Genomic DNA, 15,778 nt, shown 5'->3' with positions numbered 1-15,778 from the left:
ACAGTCGGTACCGCCGCCGAGAACACGCCCGAAACTATCGAGTTCTGAAAACTACCGCTGTCCCGAAGCGGCGACGAAGTATTCGTTGGATTCCCGACGGTGCATCAGGTAGATCGCCCCGGCGGCCAGCACTCCCTGACCGATGCCGAGCACACTCATCACGATGTTCATCGCGCCCGCGCTCGACGCGATCGAGAACAGTTCCAGGATCGTGGTGAACACGGTGAACGATCCGATGACGGTGAGCAGCATGCGCGCCCACATCTTCCCTGCTCGCATTCGCTTCACCCAGAACAGGAACAATGCCCCGAATCCCAGTACGACGAACACCGTGACGACGAGCATCACCGTCACCATCGACTGCGTGGACTCCACCGTCATGTCGGCGGCCGCGTCCTGCGCTGCGAGGTCGTCGAGCAGGGACTGCGCGAATTCCTCGCGCGCCCCGAACAGCGTCCACACCGAGAACAGTGCCGAGAGCGCTCCGCTCAGCGCCACTCCCCACCACAGGTGGCGAGCGGTCTCGACGTCGACGGGGGCCGGACGCGGGGTCGGCTCCAGCTCCGGTCCTGGCTGCGGGAACCCGTGCTCCATCTCCCAGCGCTGCCAATCCGGCTGCGGCGGTGGGTTACCCGGGGTGTTGCTGTCGGGGTTGCCGTCCGGGTTGTTGTTCGGAGGATATTCGTTCACAACCAGCCCGCCACTTCGGTAGCCCAATAGGTCAGTACGACATCGGCACCGGCGCGCCGGACGCCGACGAGCGATTCCAGTACCGCTGCGTCGCGGTCGATCCACCCGTTCTGAGCGGCAGCGGTGATCATGGCATATTCCCCGGAGATCTGGTACGCCGCAACCGGAACCGGTGACATCTCGGCGACGTCGCGAAGAATATCGAGATACGACATGGCCGGCTTGACCATCACCATGTCGGCACCCTCGGCGAGATCGAGCTCTACTTCGTGGGTGGCCTCACGACGGTTGGCTGCGTCCTGCTGGTACGTGCGGCGATCGCCCTGCAGCGACGAGCCGACGGCTTCGCGGAACGGACCGTAGAACGCCGAGGCGTACTTCGCCGAGTAGGCCAGCTGACCGACCTCGACGTGTCCGGCTGCGTCCAGTCCGGCGCGGATGGCACCGACCTGCCCGTCCATCATTCCGCTGGGTCCGAGCAGGTGCGCACCGGACTCCGCCTGCGCGACGGCCATGTCGACGTACCGCAGCAGGGTGGCGTCGTTGTCGATGGATCCGTTCTCCCCCAGGACTCCGCAGTGCCCGTGGGAGGTGAACTCGTCCAGGCAGGTGTCGGCCATGATGACGGTCGAGTCCCCGAGGTCGGTCTTCAGCCGCGCCAGACCCCGATTGAGAATCCCGTCCGGGTCGGTTGCACCCGAGCCGATCTCGTCCTTGTCCTCGGTTCTCGGCACCCCGAACAGCATGACGCCGCCGACGCCGGCCGCGACGGCCTCTTCGGCTGCAGCGCTCAGCGAGTCCAGCGTGTGCTGATACACCCCGGGCATCGAGCTGATCGCCCGAGGCTCACCGATGCCGTCGGCCACGAACATCGGCAGCACCAGATGCCGTGGCTCGAGCGAGGTCTCGGCCACGAGTCGACGCAGTGCCGGGGTACGGCGCAGGCGTCGGGGACGGTCGGTGGGGAACAAGCGAACTCCTTACGGACCGGGTGCTATTCGGCTCTTCTGGTGGGACCTAGCGCCGACGTGACTTCTTTCGCGGCGGGGGCAGCGCACCCTCGGCGCGCAGGCGAGCCGCGTGCTCGGCGAGTGCCTCGACCAACGGTCCGACCTGAGCCGACTCGGGCTGCACGTCCACGCGCAGACCGAATTCGACGGCCGTCTCGGCGGTCTTGGGTCCGATGCACGCAACGAGCGTGCGGGCGTGTGGCTTTCCGGCGATGCCGACCAGGTTCCGGACGGTGGAACTCGACGTGAAGCACACTGCGTCGAAGCCGCCGGTCTTGATCATCTCGCGGGTCTCGGCGGGGGGCGGTGCTGCCCGGACGGTGCGGTAGGCGGTGACGTCGTCGATCTCCCAGCCCCGTTCGCGCAGGCCCTCGGCGAGAGTTTCGGTGGCGATGTCGGCGCGGGGCAACAGAACTCGGTTGACCGGGTCGAAGACCTCGTCGTACGGCGGGAAGTCCTCGAGCAGTCCGAGCGAGCTCTGCTCACCCGAGGGCACCAGTTCGGGGTTGATGCCGAACGAACGCACCTTCGCCGCGGTTGCCTCACCGACACACGCGATCTTGACGCCGGAGAACGCGCGAGCGTCCAGACCGAACTCCTCGAACTTCTCCCACACGGCGCGCACGGCATTGGTGGAGGTGAAGACGACCCACTGGTAGCGGCCGTCGACCAGGCCCTTGACGGAGCGTTCCATCTGGGCCGGGCTGCGCGGGGGCTCGACGGCGATGGTCGGGACCTCGATGGGGATGGCTCCGTGGGTGACGAGCCGGTCGCTCATCTCCCCGGCCTGATCCTTGGTACGCGGCACCAGCACGGTCCAGCCGTACAGTGCGCGAGATTCCCACCAGGACATCTTGTTTCGGCCCGAGACGACCTTGCCCACGGTGACGACGAGTGATCCGACGAGCTCGGATCCGGCGTCGTTGAGGGTGGCGAGGGTGGCCTCGACGGTGCGCTGCTGACGGGTGGTGCCGCGGACGGTGATGGCCGCGGGCGTCTGCGGCGCGAGGCCGTGTTCGACCAGGGCACTGGCGGTTTCGGCCAGGTGGCCCGACGTGGCGTGCAGTACGAGCGGGCCAGGAGCAGCTGCGAGTGCTGCCCAGTCGACCTCGCCGCGGACGTCGGCCTCGGTGTGACCCGAGCCGAGTGCCATGCCTGCGTAGCTGGGGACGGCTGATCCCGACGGCAGGCCGGGGAGCACCTCGAACGGCACGTGCGTGCGAGCGACGGCGCTGACCTCGGCGATCACCGAGTCGGTCGTGAGCGGATCACCGGAGACCAGGCGAACCACGTCGTGGCCGTTCTTGGCCTCGGCGAGAAGGGTTTTGGCGACCTCGGCCGGTTCGCCGAGTGCCGGACGAACCTCGACACCGTTCTCACCCGTCTCCGGGTCACGCGGAACGTCGGCACCGACGAGGGCGGTGACACCCTTGTCGACGTCGGGATCGGTGAACGCGAGCTCGGCCGCTCCGAGCACTTCCCGTGCCCGGACCGTGAGCAGAGCCGGGTCACCCGGCCCGGATCCCACGAACAGGATCCGTCCGTTGGTGTTCTTGCGGACTGGGCTCATCGGTTGTTCTCCAGTGCTGTCTTGTGTGGGTACTGCAGTTCTATCGGGGTTGCGGTGCCCCGTTTCGGAATCAGTCGAGCGGTGGCGATCGACTCTCTTCGCACCACCGGACGAGTCGCCTTGCGTTTGGCGCGTCCGCGGACGGGTGCCGTTATGGCCCTAGACATGAGATCCACCCTGTACCTGAGAACCGGCCTGTGCTGGTTCGGTGACTGAAACGAGTTCGCGCGCACCGAGATCGAGCAGTTCGCGGGCCAGTTCGCGGCCCAGCTCCTCGGCTCGGTCGGGTGATCCGACGATCGACGCGCGGATGGTGTCGCTGCCGTCGATGGCGGCGACGCAGCCCCGCAACGACAGTTCGTCGAAGATGCGGCCGTCCTCGTCGATGGATTCGACGACCTCTGCGATCGCGCCGACCGGAGCGGTGCAGCCGGCTTCGAGTTCGGCGAGCAGTCCACGTTCGGCCGCCACCGCGGCGCGCGAGTGTGCGTCGTCGAGGGTGGCGATCGCAGTCACGAGATCGGTGTCCTCGACGCGACATTCGACTGCCAGCGCGCCCTGGGCGGGTGCCGGAAGCAACTGCACCGGGTCGAGCGCTTCGGTGACGACATCCAACCTACCGATACGGGACAGGCCGGCGCGGGCGACGATGACGGCGTCGAGCTCACCCGACGCGACCTTGCCGATCCTGGTGTCGAGGTTGCCGCGCAACGGCAGAACGTTCAATCCCTGTCCGAGAGCACGTAATTGAGCGATCCGGCGGGGTGCGGACGTGCCGACCTTCGCGTCGGCGGGCAGTTCACCGAGAACCAGTCCGTCCCGGGCGACCAGGGCGTCGCGCGGGTCCTCGCGAGCGGGAATGGCGGCGATGGTGAACCGGTCGTCGGCCGCAGTCGGCAGATCCTTGTACGAGTGCACGGCGATGTCGACGGTGCCGTCGGCCAGCGCCTCACGCAGCGCCGCGGTGAAGACACCGACGCCGATGGTCTGCACGGGCGCAGCAGAGAGGTCGCCCGCGGTCTTGACGATCACCAGTTCCGCCTCGACTCCGGCTGCCGCGAGGGCCACCCGAACGGTGTCGGCCTGGGTGGTCGCGAGAAGGCTTCCGCGAGTACCGATCTTGACGATGTCGGTCATTCGGCACGCTCCTGACCGGTGGTCTCGCCGGGGTAAGAGTCCGAGCGCAGATCGGTACGGCTGGCGGTGAAATCGTCCACCAGTTCCAGCGAGCCGATCTCCATCGGCATGGCAACCGCGTCGACCGAGCCGGGGCTCAGCTCGAACAACTCACGCAGTGCAGCGGCGTAGGAATCCCCGCCCGGCGTACTGGCGAGCTGCTTGACCCGCACGGTGGGCGAATGCAGCAGCTTGTCGACGACGCGGCGCACGGTGCGGGCCACCTCGTCGCGCTGCGGCGAGTCGAGCCCGGGCAGCCGCGATTCCAGCCGCAGCAGCTCTCCCTCGACCACCTCGGCAGCACGCTGACGCAGTGCCGTGACAGTGGGGGTGACCTCCGCAAGTCGTTGTCCGGCAAGGTATCCCGAGAGTTCGCTGGAAACGATCTCGCGAGCCGCCGACGCGTCGTTCGCCGCGGCACCGGCAGCAGGATCACGCTGCAGGGACTCCATGTCGAAGACGGTGATGCCCGGCAGACCCGACACCGCGGCGTCGACGTCGCGCGGCAGACCGAGGTCGCAGATCACCAACGGTCGATCGGAGCCGCGGCGGGCGAGAGCGAGGTGGGCGTCGGCGATGGAGACCACGGCCCCCACCGCTCCGGTACAGGTGAGGAGGATGTCGGCCTCGGCGACTGCGTCGGCCAGGTTCTCGAGCGCGACCGAGGTTGCCGTGATGCCGTTGGAGACGGCGTTCTCGGCCAGGTGGTCGGCTCGCTCGCGAGTGCGGTTGACGACGGTCAGGCTGCCGATGCCGGCGCGGCCCAGGTGAGCGACGGCGAGTCCGCCCATCGCACCGGCCCCGAGGACGACGGCCTTGCGGCCGGCGAGGGAACCGCCGAACAGGTCCGCGGCGCGGTCGAGGGCGACCGAGACCACCGAGGCTCCGGCGGCGTCGATTCCGGTTTCGCTGTGCACGCGCTTGCCCACGCGCAACGCCTGCTGAGCCAGTTCGTGCATCACCCGGCCCGATGCCTGCTGCCCGTCCGAGGCGGCGTACGCCGAGCGGATCTGGCCGAGGATCTGCTGCTCGCCGATGACCATCGAGTCGAGGCCACTGGCCACGGCGAAGAGGTGCTCGACGGCAGCCTCGCTGTAGCGGACGTAGGCGTGCTTGGTCAGGTCCGCGACCTCGAGCCCGGAGTGCTCACCGAGAACTTCGCCGACGGCGGTCAGCGCGCCGTGGAACGCGTCCACGACGGCGTAGATCTCGACGCGATTGCAGGTGGATACCACCATGACCTCGGAAATGCTTCCGCTGGCCATCAGCTTGTCGGTCAGTTTCGGGCGATCGGTGTCCGTGATGGCGACACGCTCGAGGACTGCGACGGGAGCGCTACGGTGCGAAATCCCGACGAGAAGGACACTCACGGTGCAATCACCGATCCGTTTCTTGTCGAACTGTTGACTGGGCTTGGGTTGCCGGCGATGCGCGGGCCGTGACTGCGGCCGAGACGTGCCGTGGACGTGAGCGGGGGCGGCGAGACCGGCTGCGGTCGGGGCGCGGTGACGATGGCCGGACCGGCGATATCGGCAGGTCCGGAGACGTTGCGGGAGCTGTTGAAGGAGAGCACCTGCATCTCCACGGCCAGGTCGACGCGCCGCACCTCGACGTGTTCGGGGACGTCGAGAACCATGGGCGAGAAGCTCAGGATGCATTCGACGCCACCGGAGACGAGCTTTTCGGCGACGCTGTGCACGGCCTCGTCGGGGGTGGCGATGACGCCGATGGTCGCTTCGAGTTCGCGGCAGGCGACGACGAGTTCGTCGACGTGCCGGACGGTGAGGCCGTCGACGTCGGTGCCCACTCGCGCCGGGTCGCTGTCGAAGAGGCCGACCATCGTGAAGCCGCGTCGAGCGAATCCGCCGTAGCCGGCCAGCGCCTGCCCGAGGTTGCCGACTCCGGCCAGGACGACGCGGTGGCCGCGGTCGAGTCCGAGTGCGCTGTCGATCTTGGCGCGCAGGCGAGCCACGTCGTAGCCGACTCCGCGGACGCCGTTGGGGCCGAGGAAGGAGAGGTCCTTGCGCAGTTTCGCCGATCCGACGCCTGCTGCGGTGGCCAGTTCTTCACTGGAGACGATGAGAACGCCCTCGTCTGCGAGGATCGAGAGGACCCGCAGGTACGTCGCCAGACGGGTGACCGTAGCCTGAGGGATGACCCGCTCTACGCCGCTGGGCGACGGGCGCTCTTCGGTCACGTCTGGGGCTCCTCGTCCGAACGGCAACGACGGCCGATCTTCACGCTGATCCTGCGTTCGTGTCTATTTCACGGACGCTGTTCACACCACGGTAACTGCTTGTGAACGAATGAACAAAGTTGCGCACACCGGCCCTCACCTGCACACGCGAGAGCAATCACACGTTCTTAGGGTGCCCTGCCCGGGTCAGATCGGCCCGCAACCGCGGCACGTCTACCTCCCAGTAACTGTGTTCGATGCCGTCGAGCAGCACCACGGGCACTCGATCCCCGTACTCCGCACGCAGGTCAGGCGATTCCGCTGCCGCCTCGTCGACGTCGACGACGGTCACTGCCACGTCGAATTCGCGGCACACCTCGTTCAGGACCTCGAGCGCGTGAGTGCAGGAATGGCAGCCTGCACGGGTGAGAAGAGCCACGCCGGTGGGGGTCGTCTGCATGCCTCCACTGTGACACGGCCGTAACGGAGACGAAGGTCACAGTCCCCGGTCCCACGTGGGGCCGAACGACAGGGGTCGAGTGCTGCCCTTCGCCTGTCGTCCGGACAACCCCGACTAGGCTTGCGGCGAGCGACTCGACTGGGAGGTGGACAGAAGTGAGTGATGGGGGAACAGACCTGCCGATCGAGAACACGCCCGATATCGACATGGTCGATACGAACGATCCGCGCGAGGACAAGCAGTTCAAGCGCCGCATCCGCAGAATCCGCAATCCGTTCGGTCCGAGCGACGCCGAGGTTCGCGCCAACGTTGCAGGCCAGGCCAGTGCCGATGCCGCTCTGGCGTTGCAGATCGAGTCCGAGGGTGCCGTTCCGCGGGATCTGACTGCTGCCGCCTTCTTCGACGTGGACAACACGATGGTGCAGGGCGCGTCGATCATTCACTTCGCTCGAGGGTTGGCCGCCCGCAAGTACTTCACCAGCGGTGATCTGGCCCAATTCGCTTGGCAGCAGGTCAAATTCAGGGTCAGCGGCAAGGAGAACAGCGAGGATGTCGCCAGCGGACGCGAGAAGGCGCTCTCGTTCATCACCGGCCGTCCCACCTCGGAGCTGACCAGGCTCGGCGAGGAGATCTACGACGAGATGATCGCTGACAAGATCTGGGCCGGCACCCGGGCTCTGGCGCAGATGCACCTCGACGCCGGTCAGCAGGTCTGGCTGGTGACGGCCACTCCCCTCGAACTGGCCCAGATCATCGCCAAGCGTCTCGGCCTGACCGGCGCGCTCGGAACCGTCGCCGAAAGCAAGGACGGGGTGTTCACCGGCCGTCTCGTCGGCGACATCCTGCACGGTATCGGCAAGGCGCACGCGGTGCGCTCGCTGGCGGTGCGTGAGGGTCTCAATCTCAAGCGCTGCACCGCGTACTCGGACAGCCACAACGACGTGCCGATGCTCTCGCTGGTCGGCACCGCCGTGGCGATCAACCCCGATACCGATCTGCGTGAGCTGGCCAAGAACCGGGGTTGGGAGATCCGCGACTACCGCACCGGACGCAAGGCCGCCAAGATCGGTGTGCCCACGGCGTTGGCGTTGGGCGCGGTGGGCGGCGGGCTGGCTGCGGTGATCGGCCGACGCAAGGCCTGATTCATCCGACCGCGGGCGGTCAGAGAGTGAGCTGCATCAGCGTCAGGTCCAGCCACCGACCGAACTTGACGCCCACCTGCGGCATCTGTCCGACGGTGGCGAACCCGAACTTCTCGTGCAGAGCGATCGACGTGGTGTTCTCGGACTCGATGAACCCCACCAACACGTGAATGTCGCCCGCTTTCGCTCGCTCGATCAACTCGCTCAGTAGCGCACTGGCCAGCCCGCGACGGTAGAAGTCTCGATGGATGTACACCGAGTGTTCCACCGAGTGTCGGTAGCCGCTCTTGACCCGCCACTGCCCGTACGACGCGTATCCGGCCACCCGTCCGTCGACCTCTGCGGTGAGTACCGGGTATCCCGCGGCGATCCGGCCCTCGAACCAAGCTGTGCGATCGGCGAGGTCGACCTGTTCTTCGTCCCAGATGGCGGTGGTGTTGGCGACCGCATCGTTGTGGATGTCGAGAATCTCGGGTAGATCGGCAGCGGAAGTGTCGCGAATATGCACGGCCACACGATAACCCGAGCGTCTAACCCAGGAAGACGTTGCGCCTCTTGGCAAGCAGTCGATAGAGCGTGTGCTGAATGGTTTCGCGCACGTGGTCGGTCAACTCGAACAGCACCATCGGATCCTCGAATGCGGTGGAGTCGTACCCGTCGGTGGGGATCGGCTTGCCGAATTCGATGTACCACTTGGACGGCAACGGGATCAGACCCAGCGGGCCGAGGTGCGGGAAGAACGGCGTGACCGGAAAGTAGGGGACGCCCATTAACCGGGCCAGTGGTGCGATGTCGCCGATCTTGGGGTAGATCTCTTCCGAGCCGACGATGGAGCACGGGATGATCGGCACACCCGTCCGCAGAGCAGCCGAGACGAATCCGCCGCGACCGAATCGCTGCAACTTGTAGCGCTCGCTGAACGGTTTACCGATGCCCTTGAACCCCTCGGGGAACACGGCGGCGACCTCGCCGGTACGCAGCAGGCGTTCGGCGTCGGGGTTGCACGCCAGCGTGTGCCCGGCCTTGCGCGCGATCGTGCCGACGCCGGGCATCTCGAATGCCATGTCGGCGGCCAACATTCGCAGAGGGCGGTGCGCCGGGTGGTGATCTCGCACGGCGACCGACGCCATCAGCGCATCGACGGGCACGACGCCCGCATGGTTGGCGACGACGAGCGCGCCGCCGTCGGACGGAATGTTCTCGATGCCCTTGACCTCGACGCGGAACCACTTGTCGAACAACGGCCGCAGCAACGGAAGCCAGACCGCGTCGGCGAAGTGCGGGTCGTAGCCGAACTCGTCGACACTGTAGTCACCGGCCAGCCGCCTGCGAACGAACTCGGCGACCGAGGAGATCTGGTCGACGATCGTCGACTTGGTGTCGTCGATCATCGACAGCAACGGAGTCGGGAGCGAGGGCGTCACTGCCGACGCGTCGGCAGGAGCCGGGGCCGGCAACGGCGTCGGCTCGCGCGGATCGGCGTAGGCGGAGGGGTGCCGTTCACGCGAACCCGCAGCCGCTCGCGCCGAGCGGCCGGACGTGCCGCCGTGCAATGGAATCACTTTGGCCACTTCGCTCACCTGTCCCCTCCCGAATTACGCACCGCTCCCGAACTACGCAGTGCCGCCAGTGCCCGCGCCGTGGACGCGCCTGTCTCGACGGCCGAGACCAGTCGATCTTCGACGCTGTCCACCCATTCGGTTCTGATGACCGGCCGCAGCGCTGCGCCTCGGACGAAGTCGTCGAATGCCTGAACCGTAGTCCACCGCGGCTCGAAGCCAAGGACGGACCGCATACGGGTGGTGTCCAGTCCGCAGCCGAAGTGGAAGTAGTCGAGTTGCTCGGTGGTGAACTCGCGCATCATGCCGCCCATCAGTGCGCGGCCGACGCTCTTGAACAGCGGAAACGGTACCGGCACCTGAACGCGGCCGGCTCGACGAATCGCCTGGGACAGCATGATCGTGCCGTCGGCTCCGATGTTGAACGTGCCGGCCGACCCACCGAGAGTCGCGCGCTCGAGCGCAGCCAGGGCGTCTTCCTCGTGCAGCAACTGCATGCGTGCGTCGCGACCGACGATGCTGGGAATCAGCGGCGAGGTCATGTAGCGCGAGATGGTGCCGTTCAGTCGTGGACCGATCAGCGGCGCCATGCGCAGGATCGACACCGCGATGTCCGGTCGTCGACGCCCGAGACCGCGCACGTATCCCTCGATGTCGATCGAGTCCCGCGCGTACCCACCGCTCGGGGGGCGTCGGGCACTCATCTCCTCGGTGAATTTCACCGGGTCCTTCGCGCTACAGCCGTACACCGAGGACGACGAACGCAGTACCACTCTCTCGACGGTCGGTGACTTCTGGCAGACCGCGAACAGCTGCATCGCGCCGATGACATTGAGGTCTTTCATCGTCGCGCGGCCGCCGGATTTCGGGGGCTTGGCGACGGTAGCGGCGTGCACGACGGTGTCGACGCCGGCATTGCGAATCACTTTGCCGATCAGCGGATTACGAATGTCGGCGCGGACGAATTCCGCGCGTCCCATGCGGCGCAACAGATCCTTGCTCGGCGAGACTGCATCGACGGCGATGACGCGCTCGATGTTGGGATTCTGGGCCAGTCTGGTGACGAGGTAGCCGCCGAGGAATCGGCTCGCTCCGGTCACGAGGACCACTCGGGGCGCAGACGATCCACGATCGCTCGGACTCACTGCGCACCCCCAACGTCGGTTCCGCTGCAAAGCCTACTGGATCGACCGGGCTCGGCGCGGGTGAGAAGCAAAGCCCGTTCTTCGAACGGAAGAAGCCCGCCACCGATGGTGACGGGCTTCCCCATGAAGCAGATGACGGCAGGCTTATTTGCCGAGTTTCCTGCGCTGCACGCGGGTACGACGAAGCAACTTGCGGTGCTTCTTCTTCGACATGCGCTTGCGACGCTTCTTGATCACTGAACCCATGCGGGTGTCCTCACGTTCTTCTCTAGCGTTTTCGCGCACGCCGTTTGCGTACGCCTACCTGACAACCAAGCCCTGAGGGCTTCGAGCCAAAAGCCTTGGTCACCGAGCTGGCGCTGGGGCCACGTACTCGCCCACGGCTGCACACCGGCTGGCTGGCACGACGAGCGCCAATCCTACCGGTGTGAACCAGGACTTACGAAACCGGCCCCACGTGCACTACTAGCCTGCGTCGAAGTACGAGGTCTCGAGATAGTCGTGGACCGCCTTGGCGTGCACACGAAAAGATCGACCCACTCGTACAGCGGGCAATTCTCCGCCGTGCACCAGCCGGTACACGGTCATTTTCGAAACCCTCATCAGCGTCGCCACTTCGGCGACCGTGAGGAACTGCGTTCCGGCCAGGGCCGGTTGACCGTCCGGGGACGAACCCTTGGACGGCTTGTTTATAGACGCCATCAATCCACATACCTCCGGCACGTCTCATGCGGCAGGCTTCCCCTCCTGCCGAACAGACACGCACGTGCTGCCCCCGAGCCTATAGGGACAGATGGGGTTACTGCGACGGGTGTGGGGAAAAGATTTTTTATTCTGCTGTGATGCCCATCTCAATGGATCGGGCATTTGCGGCACCGAGGGCATCGAAGAACGCTGCTCGGACGCCCTTTCTCTCCAATTCACGCACTGCTGCGGCTGTCGTTCCGCCGGGAGAAGTGACGGCGTACCGGAGCTCGCTCGCGCTCTCGTCGGAGCGATCGAGCATCGCTCCGGACCCCACCATCGTCTGAACCACGAGCGCCGACGCCACGTCGCGGCTCAATCCCAGGCCCACTCCGGCGTCGATCATGGCCTCGGCCACGAGGAAGAAGTAGGCCGGCCCGGAGCCGGACACGGCGGTCACGGCGTCGAGTTGGTTCTCCTTGACCACGACCACCTTGCCGACGGCCGAGAGGATCGACCGCACGAGTTCGAGGTGCTCGGCGCGGGCGTACTTGCCCGGTGCCAACACGCTGACGCCCTCCCCCACCAGCATCGGGGTGTTGGGCATGACTCGAACGACCGGGAAGCCGGCGGGGAGCTTGGGCTCGAACTTGGCGGTGGGAACGCCTGCGGCCAGCGAGACGATGAGTTGTTCGCGATCGCCGTCGAGTTCGATCTTCGTGATCTCGGTCAGTGCCGCTTCGACGTCGGCCGGCTTGACCGCCAGCACGATCACATCGGCTCCCTCGGATGCGTCGCCGACGGTGGTGGTCAGTACTCCGAATTCCTTGGCGATCTCCTTGGCGCGGGCCTCGGACTTCTCGGCGACCACCAGATCGCGCACTGCGTGGCCGGACTCGAGGAGTCCCGCAATCAACGCCTCACCGATCCGTCCGCCGCCGATCACTGCAATTCTCGTCATACGACCAAGCCTGCCATGTCAGTTCGAGCGCGGCACCATCGCCAACTGTCTGCTCTGCACCACGACGGCACCGGTCGAATCCAGCACCACGTGGTCCTCCTCGAACCAGGTGCTGCCGATGACGGTGCTGGTCGCCGCCACCCGCAGCCACCCCGGTGCCGGACGGCGTCGCAGGTAGGTCGTCAACTGCACGGTCGGAGCCCAACCGAACATTCCGCGGTTCATGGTCACCGGAGCCGAGATGTCTCCGGTCATCAGTGCGAACAGCACTGCGGTGTCGAGGTCGGCCTCGTCGCCCGCGAAGGGACGCACCCACAGTCGAATCTCCGCCTCGCCCTGCTGGCCGGTCAGGAACGACGCCGACGACGCGTCGATCCGCATCTCGCAGCCCTTGGCGACGTGCACGATCGACGCCATCGGATGATCGCCCGCCACCGCGAGGGTCTCTGCCGGCGGCTCGGCTGCCATCGACGCCAGAGACGTGGGCGTCTCGTGGTGGGGTTCCTCGGAATCGGGACGACCGAGGGTCACCACCGCCCGCACGGCAACGCGTCCGGCCTGGGTGAGTTCGACGTCGACGTGCGAGACCTGACGGCCGCGCTTGCGTACCACCGTCGTCAGCGCGACCTCGCCGGGATCGGGAGCGGCCAGGTAGCTGACGCTCACCGCGAGCGGCTGGATCTCGGCCTGCTCCGGGTCGGTCGTGACGATGTGCTTGCGCGCTGCTGCCGCGCAGACGGCGAGCATCACGCCGCCGTGCACCTTCGGACCGATGGTCCAGGTGGAATCGATCGCGCCCGCGAACGACGCGGTGTCGGCGGCGACCTCGAGCGCGGTCAGGGTGGTGGCGGCGGTGAAGGGGCTGGCGGAACTCATTTCCGACAACTTACCGGCGGCCTCAGGACAGGTGTGCGCGGGCGAACTGCAGTGCTTGCCCGAGCATCGAGGAACGCTCGGGGACCGTCCGCGCGTTCTGTGTGTTGATCTCGATGACCGCCTGCCCTTCGAAGCCGCGGCGCACCAGTTCGGTGCACACCTCCACGCACGGTTGGCTGCCGTGGCCGGGGATCAGGTGCTCGTCCACCGATGCGCCCCGGCCGTCGGCCAGATGCAGGTGCGCGATGCCCTCGCCCATCCGGTCGAGCATCTCGAGCGCGTCGGAGCCTGCGGTGGCCGTGTGCGAGAGGTCGAGGGTGTAGTGCCCGTGGCCGACGTCGGTCGGGTCGTAGGACGGCGAGAACGCCGACAGTGCCGCGCCCGGACCACCGCGTCGTTCGAGTCGCTGTGCGGATTTCTCCTTGCGCCCGAAGAAGCGGTCGGCGCGCATGGGGAACATGTTCTCCACGGCGACCACCACGTGCGAGTTCGATTCGAGTTCGGCGACCTGATCGGCGAAGCCGTCGCTGTACTTGCGTTGCCACCGGAACGGTGGGTGCACCACGACCGTCGCCGAGTCCAGCTTCTCGGCCGCCTCGACCGAGCGTGCGAGTTTGGTGACCGGATCGGATCCCCACACTCGCTGCGAGATCAGCAGACACGGCGCGTGGATGGCCTGCACCGGCATCGAGTACTCCCGCGAGAGCGCGGCCACCGCGTCGACGTCCTGGCTGACGGACTCGGCCCACACCATCAATTCGATGCCGTCGTACCCGAGCTCTGCCGCGTATCGGAACGCCGCCTCGGTGTTCTGCGGATAGACCGAGGCCGTGGACAGTCCTACCTGAATTCGCTTCGCGCCCATCGGTGTGCCGACTCAGCCGGTACTGAGTTGGAAGGCGAGCGGACCGAGCGTGACGAAGACACCGACCGCGATCGCGATGACGATCGAGATCAGATCGTCGGTGCGTCGCAGAATCCGCACCACCGCGACGAGCCCGACGATGACCAGCACCGACAGCACCAGAGCGACCCACGGCAACACGTCCCACAGTTGCTCGAAGCCCTTGAACAGCAGCGCGCCGACGGCGATCGACACCACGGCCTGACCGATCAGCACCAGCCATTGCCGGACGGCACCGCCCTTGCCCTTGACGGCCGCTGCCCGGCGGTCGGTCCGCGAGGCCGCAGTGGCGCTGTCGGCCTCCGCGTCCGGTGCGTCTTCGGTGTCGGTGTCGGCCTCGACGTCGGTCGCGGTCTTCGGTTCGTCGTCGATCTCCGGCTTCACGAGATCGACGACCTCGGTGGCGGCGGACGTATCGACCTTCGCCGACTCGTCGGCCGACTCGGCCGTCGTGTCGTCGGCGCGCGCAATGCGCGGAGACACCGCAGTCTTGGCCAGGTCGTCGACGTCGATGACCGCGGCACGCGGAGCGACGTCGGTGTTCGGCTCGACCACCTCGACCTGCCGCGAGGCTCGGAATCCCACAGGCTTGCGGGTCCGGCCCTGCTCGGCCGCGGTGGATCCGTACGGAAGCCGATCGGGCGCCGGCGCCGTGGACACAGCCGGGCGCTTGGACCGTTCGGTGTCGTCGTGCGAGCGGTTGAGCAGGTCACCGGCAACCGTGGTGGAGCCGGACAGCAGTTCCGGCTCGGGCTGCTGCTTCTCGCGCTTGCCTGCCGGTTGGAACGGGGTGGGGCGAGTGGTCTGCGGCTTGGCCGGTTGCGGCCGGGAAGAGACGGCGGCGGGTGCATCGTCCTCGGCCGCATCGCTGCTCTGCGGAGCTGCCGGGGCGACGTCGGGCGTCTCGGGCTCGGACGCGTCGGGTGCCGGGGACTCGACCACCGGGGCGCTGCGGTTACCGGGCTCGTCGCGTACGACGGGGATCTCACCGGTCAGCTCGGCGACGGAGATGCCGCCCTTGACGCCGCGGCGACGGCGACCGCCTGCGCTCAGGTTCGTCTTCTGACCGTTTCGAGCCAGCAGCTCGGCAACCGAGATCTGTCCGGTGTCCTCCGGGTTGGTGTCGCTCATCTCGAGCTCACCACCGGATCGCCGTCGGTTTCGGGGTCCAGCTTCCTCAACATCAAACCTTCCTTCAGCGCCCACGGGCATATCTCGGGTGACTCCACTGTCGATGCCCGCATGCTCGCCTCCGCTACCAGAGCCCCGGCCACCAGTGGTGGCGACCTGTCGGCGCTGACACCTTCCAATTCTGCACGGTCGGCCACGACGATCCGCGTTACGAACGCTACGAGTCGCCTCGAGCCGCGTCCGTACCGGCGTCGAGCACCCCTATTCGCACATGCCCACGGTACTGGGTCTACC

18 protein-coding genes and 1 pseudogene are annotated in these 15,778 nt (G+C 66.9%); 1 reads left to right on the top strand and 18 read right to left on the bottom strand.

Going from position 1 to position 15,778, the window contains the following annotated elements:
• Window positions 1-51 precede the first annotated feature (51 nt).
• The 8 genes from R3P95_RS11375 to R3P95_RS11340 all read right to left on the bottom strand — a co-directional run bounded on the left by R3P95_RS11375 (window position 52) and on the right by R3P95_RS11340 (window position 7,082).
• Entirely contained in the window at window positions 52-690 is a 639-nt protein-coding gene (locus R3P95_RS11375; RefSeq protein WP_317548411.1) for a hypothetical protein, read from the bottom strand.
• Window positions 687-1,661, bottom strand: a complete 975-nt coding sequence (hemB, locus tag R3P95_RS11370) for a porphobilinogen synthase (RefSeq protein ID WP_317548410.1) — start codon at window positions 1,659-1,661, stop codon at window positions 687-689. Before hemB ends, R3P95_RS11375 begins: the two co-directional genes overlap by 4 nt.
• Window positions 1,662-1,707: 46 nt before the next feature.
• Complete coding sequence (locus R3P95_RS11365; protein WP_068046447.1) at window positions 1,708-3,270, bottom strand: bifunctional uroporphyrinogen-III C-methyltransferase/uroporphyrinogen-III synthase; 1,563 nt, start codon at window positions 3,268-3,270, stop codon at window positions 1,708-1,710.
• The gene (locus R3P95_RS11360) at window positions 3,267-3,437 is read right to left on the bottom strand and encodes a hypothetical protein (RefSeq protein WP_156516050.1); all 171 of its coding nucleotides are present in this window, start codon (window positions 3,435-3,437) and stop codon (window positions 3,267-3,269) included. The genes R3P95_RS11365 and R3P95_RS11360 overlap by 4 nt, the downstream gene beginning before the upstream one ends.
• The gene (gene hemC, locus R3P95_RS11355; RefSeq protein WP_300517569.1) at window positions 3,430-4,407 is read right to left on the bottom strand and encodes a hydroxymethylbilane synthase; all 978 of its coding nucleotides are present in this window, start codon (window positions 4,405-4,407) and stop codon (window positions 3,430-3,432) included. Before hemC ends, R3P95_RS11360 begins: the two co-directional genes overlap by 8 nt.
• Window positions 4,404-5,816, bottom strand: coding sequence for a glutamyl-tRNA reductase (locus tag R3P95_RS11350; RefSeq protein ID WP_317533419.1), 1,413 nt, complete (start codon window positions 5,814-5,816; stop codon window positions 4,404-4,406). Before R3P95_RS11350 ends, hemC begins: the two co-directional genes overlap by 4 nt.
• Window positions 5,813-6,643: a redox-sensing transcriptional repressor Rex gene (locus R3P95_RS11345; RefSeq protein ID WP_317533418.1), complete on the bottom strand. Its 831-nt coding sequence runs from the start codon at window positions 6,641-6,643 to the stop codon at window positions 5,813-5,815. The genes R3P95_RS11350 and R3P95_RS11345 overlap by 4 nt, the downstream gene beginning before the upstream one ends.
• A gap of 157 nt (window positions 6,644-6,800) precedes the next feature.
• Window positions 6,801-7,082, bottom strand: a complete 282-nt coding sequence (locus tag R3P95_RS11340) for a glutaredoxin family protein (RefSeq protein ID WP_068046471.1) — start codon at window positions 7,080-7,082, stop codon at window positions 6,801-6,803.
• A 206-nt stretch (window positions 7,083-7,288) separates the two neighbouring features.
• On the opposite strand from R3P95_RS11340, the gene R3P95_RS11335 reads away from it, so the two are divergent.
• Window positions 7,289-8,224 (top strand): HAD family hydrolase, encoded by a 936-nt coding sequence (locus R3P95_RS11335; RefSeq protein WP_068046474.1) that lies wholly within the window; start codon window positions 7,289-7,291, stop codon window positions 8,222-8,224.
• A 19-nt stretch (window positions 8,225-8,243) separates the two neighbouring features.
• Here R3P95_RS11335 and R3P95_RS11330 read toward each other — a convergent pair whose 3' ends face one another.
• The 10 genes and pseudogenes from R3P95_RS11330 to R3P95_RS11285 all read right to left on the bottom strand — a co-directional run.
• Window positions 8,244-8,732, bottom strand: a complete 489-nt coding sequence (locus R3P95_RS11330) for a GNAT family N-acetyltransferase (protein ID WP_317548409.1) — start codon at window positions 8,730-8,732, stop codon at window positions 8,244-8,246.
• Window positions 8,733-8,754: 22 nt separating this feature from the next.
• A complete protein-coding gene (locus R3P95_RS11325) occupies window positions 8,755-9,804 on the bottom strand; it encodes a lysophospholipid acyltransferase family protein (RefSeq protein WP_317533416.1) in 1,050 nt (349 codons plus the stop codon).
• Window positions 9,801-10,928, bottom strand: a complete 1,128-nt coding sequence (locus R3P95_RS11320) for an NAD-dependent epimerase/dehydratase family protein (RefSeq protein ID WP_317548408.1) — start codon at window positions 10,926-10,928, stop codon at window positions 9,801-9,803. Before R3P95_RS11320 ends, R3P95_RS11325 begins: the two co-directional genes overlap by 4 nt.
• Before the next feature lie 144 nt (window positions 10,929-11,072).
• Window positions 11,073-11,174 carry a 30S ribosomal protein bS22 gene (locus R3P95_RS11315; RefSeq protein ID WP_003402602.1) on the bottom strand — a complete coding sequence of 34 codons (102 nt, stop codon included), beginning with the start codon at window positions 11,172-11,174 and terminating at the stop codon, window positions 11,073-11,075.
• Window positions 11,175-11,393: 219 nt separating this feature from the next.
• A complete protein-coding gene (locus R3P95_RS11310; protein WP_008713658.1) occupies window positions 11,394-11,630 on the bottom strand; it encodes a helix-turn-helix domain-containing protein in 237 nt (78 codons plus the stop codon).
• A 127-nt stretch (window positions 11,631-11,757) separates the two neighbouring features.
• Entirely contained in the window at window positions 11,758-12,573 is an 816-nt protein-coding gene (gene proC / locus R3P95_RS11305; protein WP_068282380.1) for a pyrroline-5-carboxylate reductase, read from the bottom strand.
• A gap of 18 nt (window positions 12,574-12,591) precedes the next feature.
• Complete coding sequence (locus R3P95_RS11300; protein ID WP_094641064.1) at window positions 12,592-13,449, bottom strand: thioesterase family protein; 858 nt, start codon at window positions 13,447-13,449, stop codon at window positions 12,592-12,594.
• Window positions 13,450-13,471: 22 nt separating this feature from the next.
• Complete coding sequence (locus R3P95_RS11295; RefSeq protein WP_283347893.1) at window positions 13,472-14,314, bottom strand: sugar phosphate isomerase/epimerase family protein; 843 nt, start codon at window positions 14,312-14,314, stop codon at window positions 13,472-13,474.
• A 12-nt stretch (window positions 14,315-14,326) separates the two neighbouring features.
• The gene (locus R3P95_RS11290; RefSeq protein WP_317548407.1) at window positions 14,327-15,484 is read right to left on the bottom strand and encodes a hypothetical protein; all 1,158 of its coding nucleotides are present in this window, start codon (window positions 15,482-15,484) and stop codon (window positions 14,327-14,329) included.
• Window positions 15,481-15,705: pseudogene (locus tag R3P95_RS11285) on the bottom strand (Ppx/GppA phosphatase family protein); the annotation flags it as partial. The pseudogene R3P95_RS11285 and the gene R3P95_RS11290, both read right to left, overlap by 4 nt.
• Between the last annotated feature and the right edge of the window lie 73 nt (window positions 15,706-15,778).

Source organism: Rhodococcus cercidiphylli, assembly GCF_033042225.1.
Classification (GTDB): domain Bacteria; phylum Actinomycetota; class Actinomycetes; order Mycobacteriales; family Mycobacteriaceae; genus Rhodococcoides.
This window is presented reverse-complemented; position numbering and strand designations above follow the sequence as displayed.

Excerpts from the sequence above, each read along its gene's own strand:
- R3P95_RS11315 (WP_003402602.1), bottom strand. The coding sequence starts at position 11,174 with ATGGGTTCAGTGATCAAGAAGCGTCGCAAGCGCATGTCGAAGAAGAAG.
- R3P95_RS11290 (WP_317548407.1), bottom strand. The coding sequence starts at position 15,484 with ATGAGCGACACCAACCCGGAGGACACCGGACAGATCTCGGTTGCCGAG.
- R3P95_RS11295 (WP_283347893.1), bottom strand. The coding sequence starts at position 14,314 with ATGGGCGCGAAGCGAATTCAGGTAGGACTGTCCACGGCCTCGGTCTAT.
- proC (WP_068282380.1), bottom strand. The coding sequence starts at position 12,573 with ATGACGAGAATTGCAGTGATCGGCGGCGGACGGATCGGTGAGGCGTTG.
- hemC (WP_300517569.1), bottom strand. The coding sequence starts at position 4,407 with ATGACCGACATCGTCAAGATCGGTACTCGCGGAAGCCTTCTCGCGACC.
- R3P95_RS11360 (WP_156516050.1), bottom strand. The coding sequence starts at position 3,437 with ATGTCTAGGGCCATAACGGCACCCGTCCGCGGACGCGCCAAACGCAAG.
- R3P95_RS11365 (WP_068046447.1), bottom strand. The coding sequence starts at position 3,270 with ATGAGCCCAGTCCGCAAGAACACCAACGGACGGATCCTGTTCGTGGGA.
- R3P95_RS11300 (WP_094641064.1), bottom strand. The coding sequence starts at position 13,449 with ATGAGTTCCGCCAGCCCCTTCACCGCCGCCACCACCCTGACCGCGCTC.
- R3P95_RS11335 (WP_068046474.1), top strand. The coding sequence starts at position 7,289 with ATGGTCGATACGAACGATCCGCGCGAGGACAAGCAGTTCAAGCGCCGC.
- R3P95_RS11340 (WP_068046471.1), bottom strand. The coding sequence starts at position 7,082 with ATGCAGACGACCCCCACCGGCGTGGCTCTTCTCACCCGTGCAGGCTGC.
- R3P95_RS11310 (WP_008713658.1), bottom strand. The coding sequence starts at position 11,630 with ATGGCGTCTATAAACAAGCCGTCCAAGGGTTCGTCCCCGGACGGTCAA.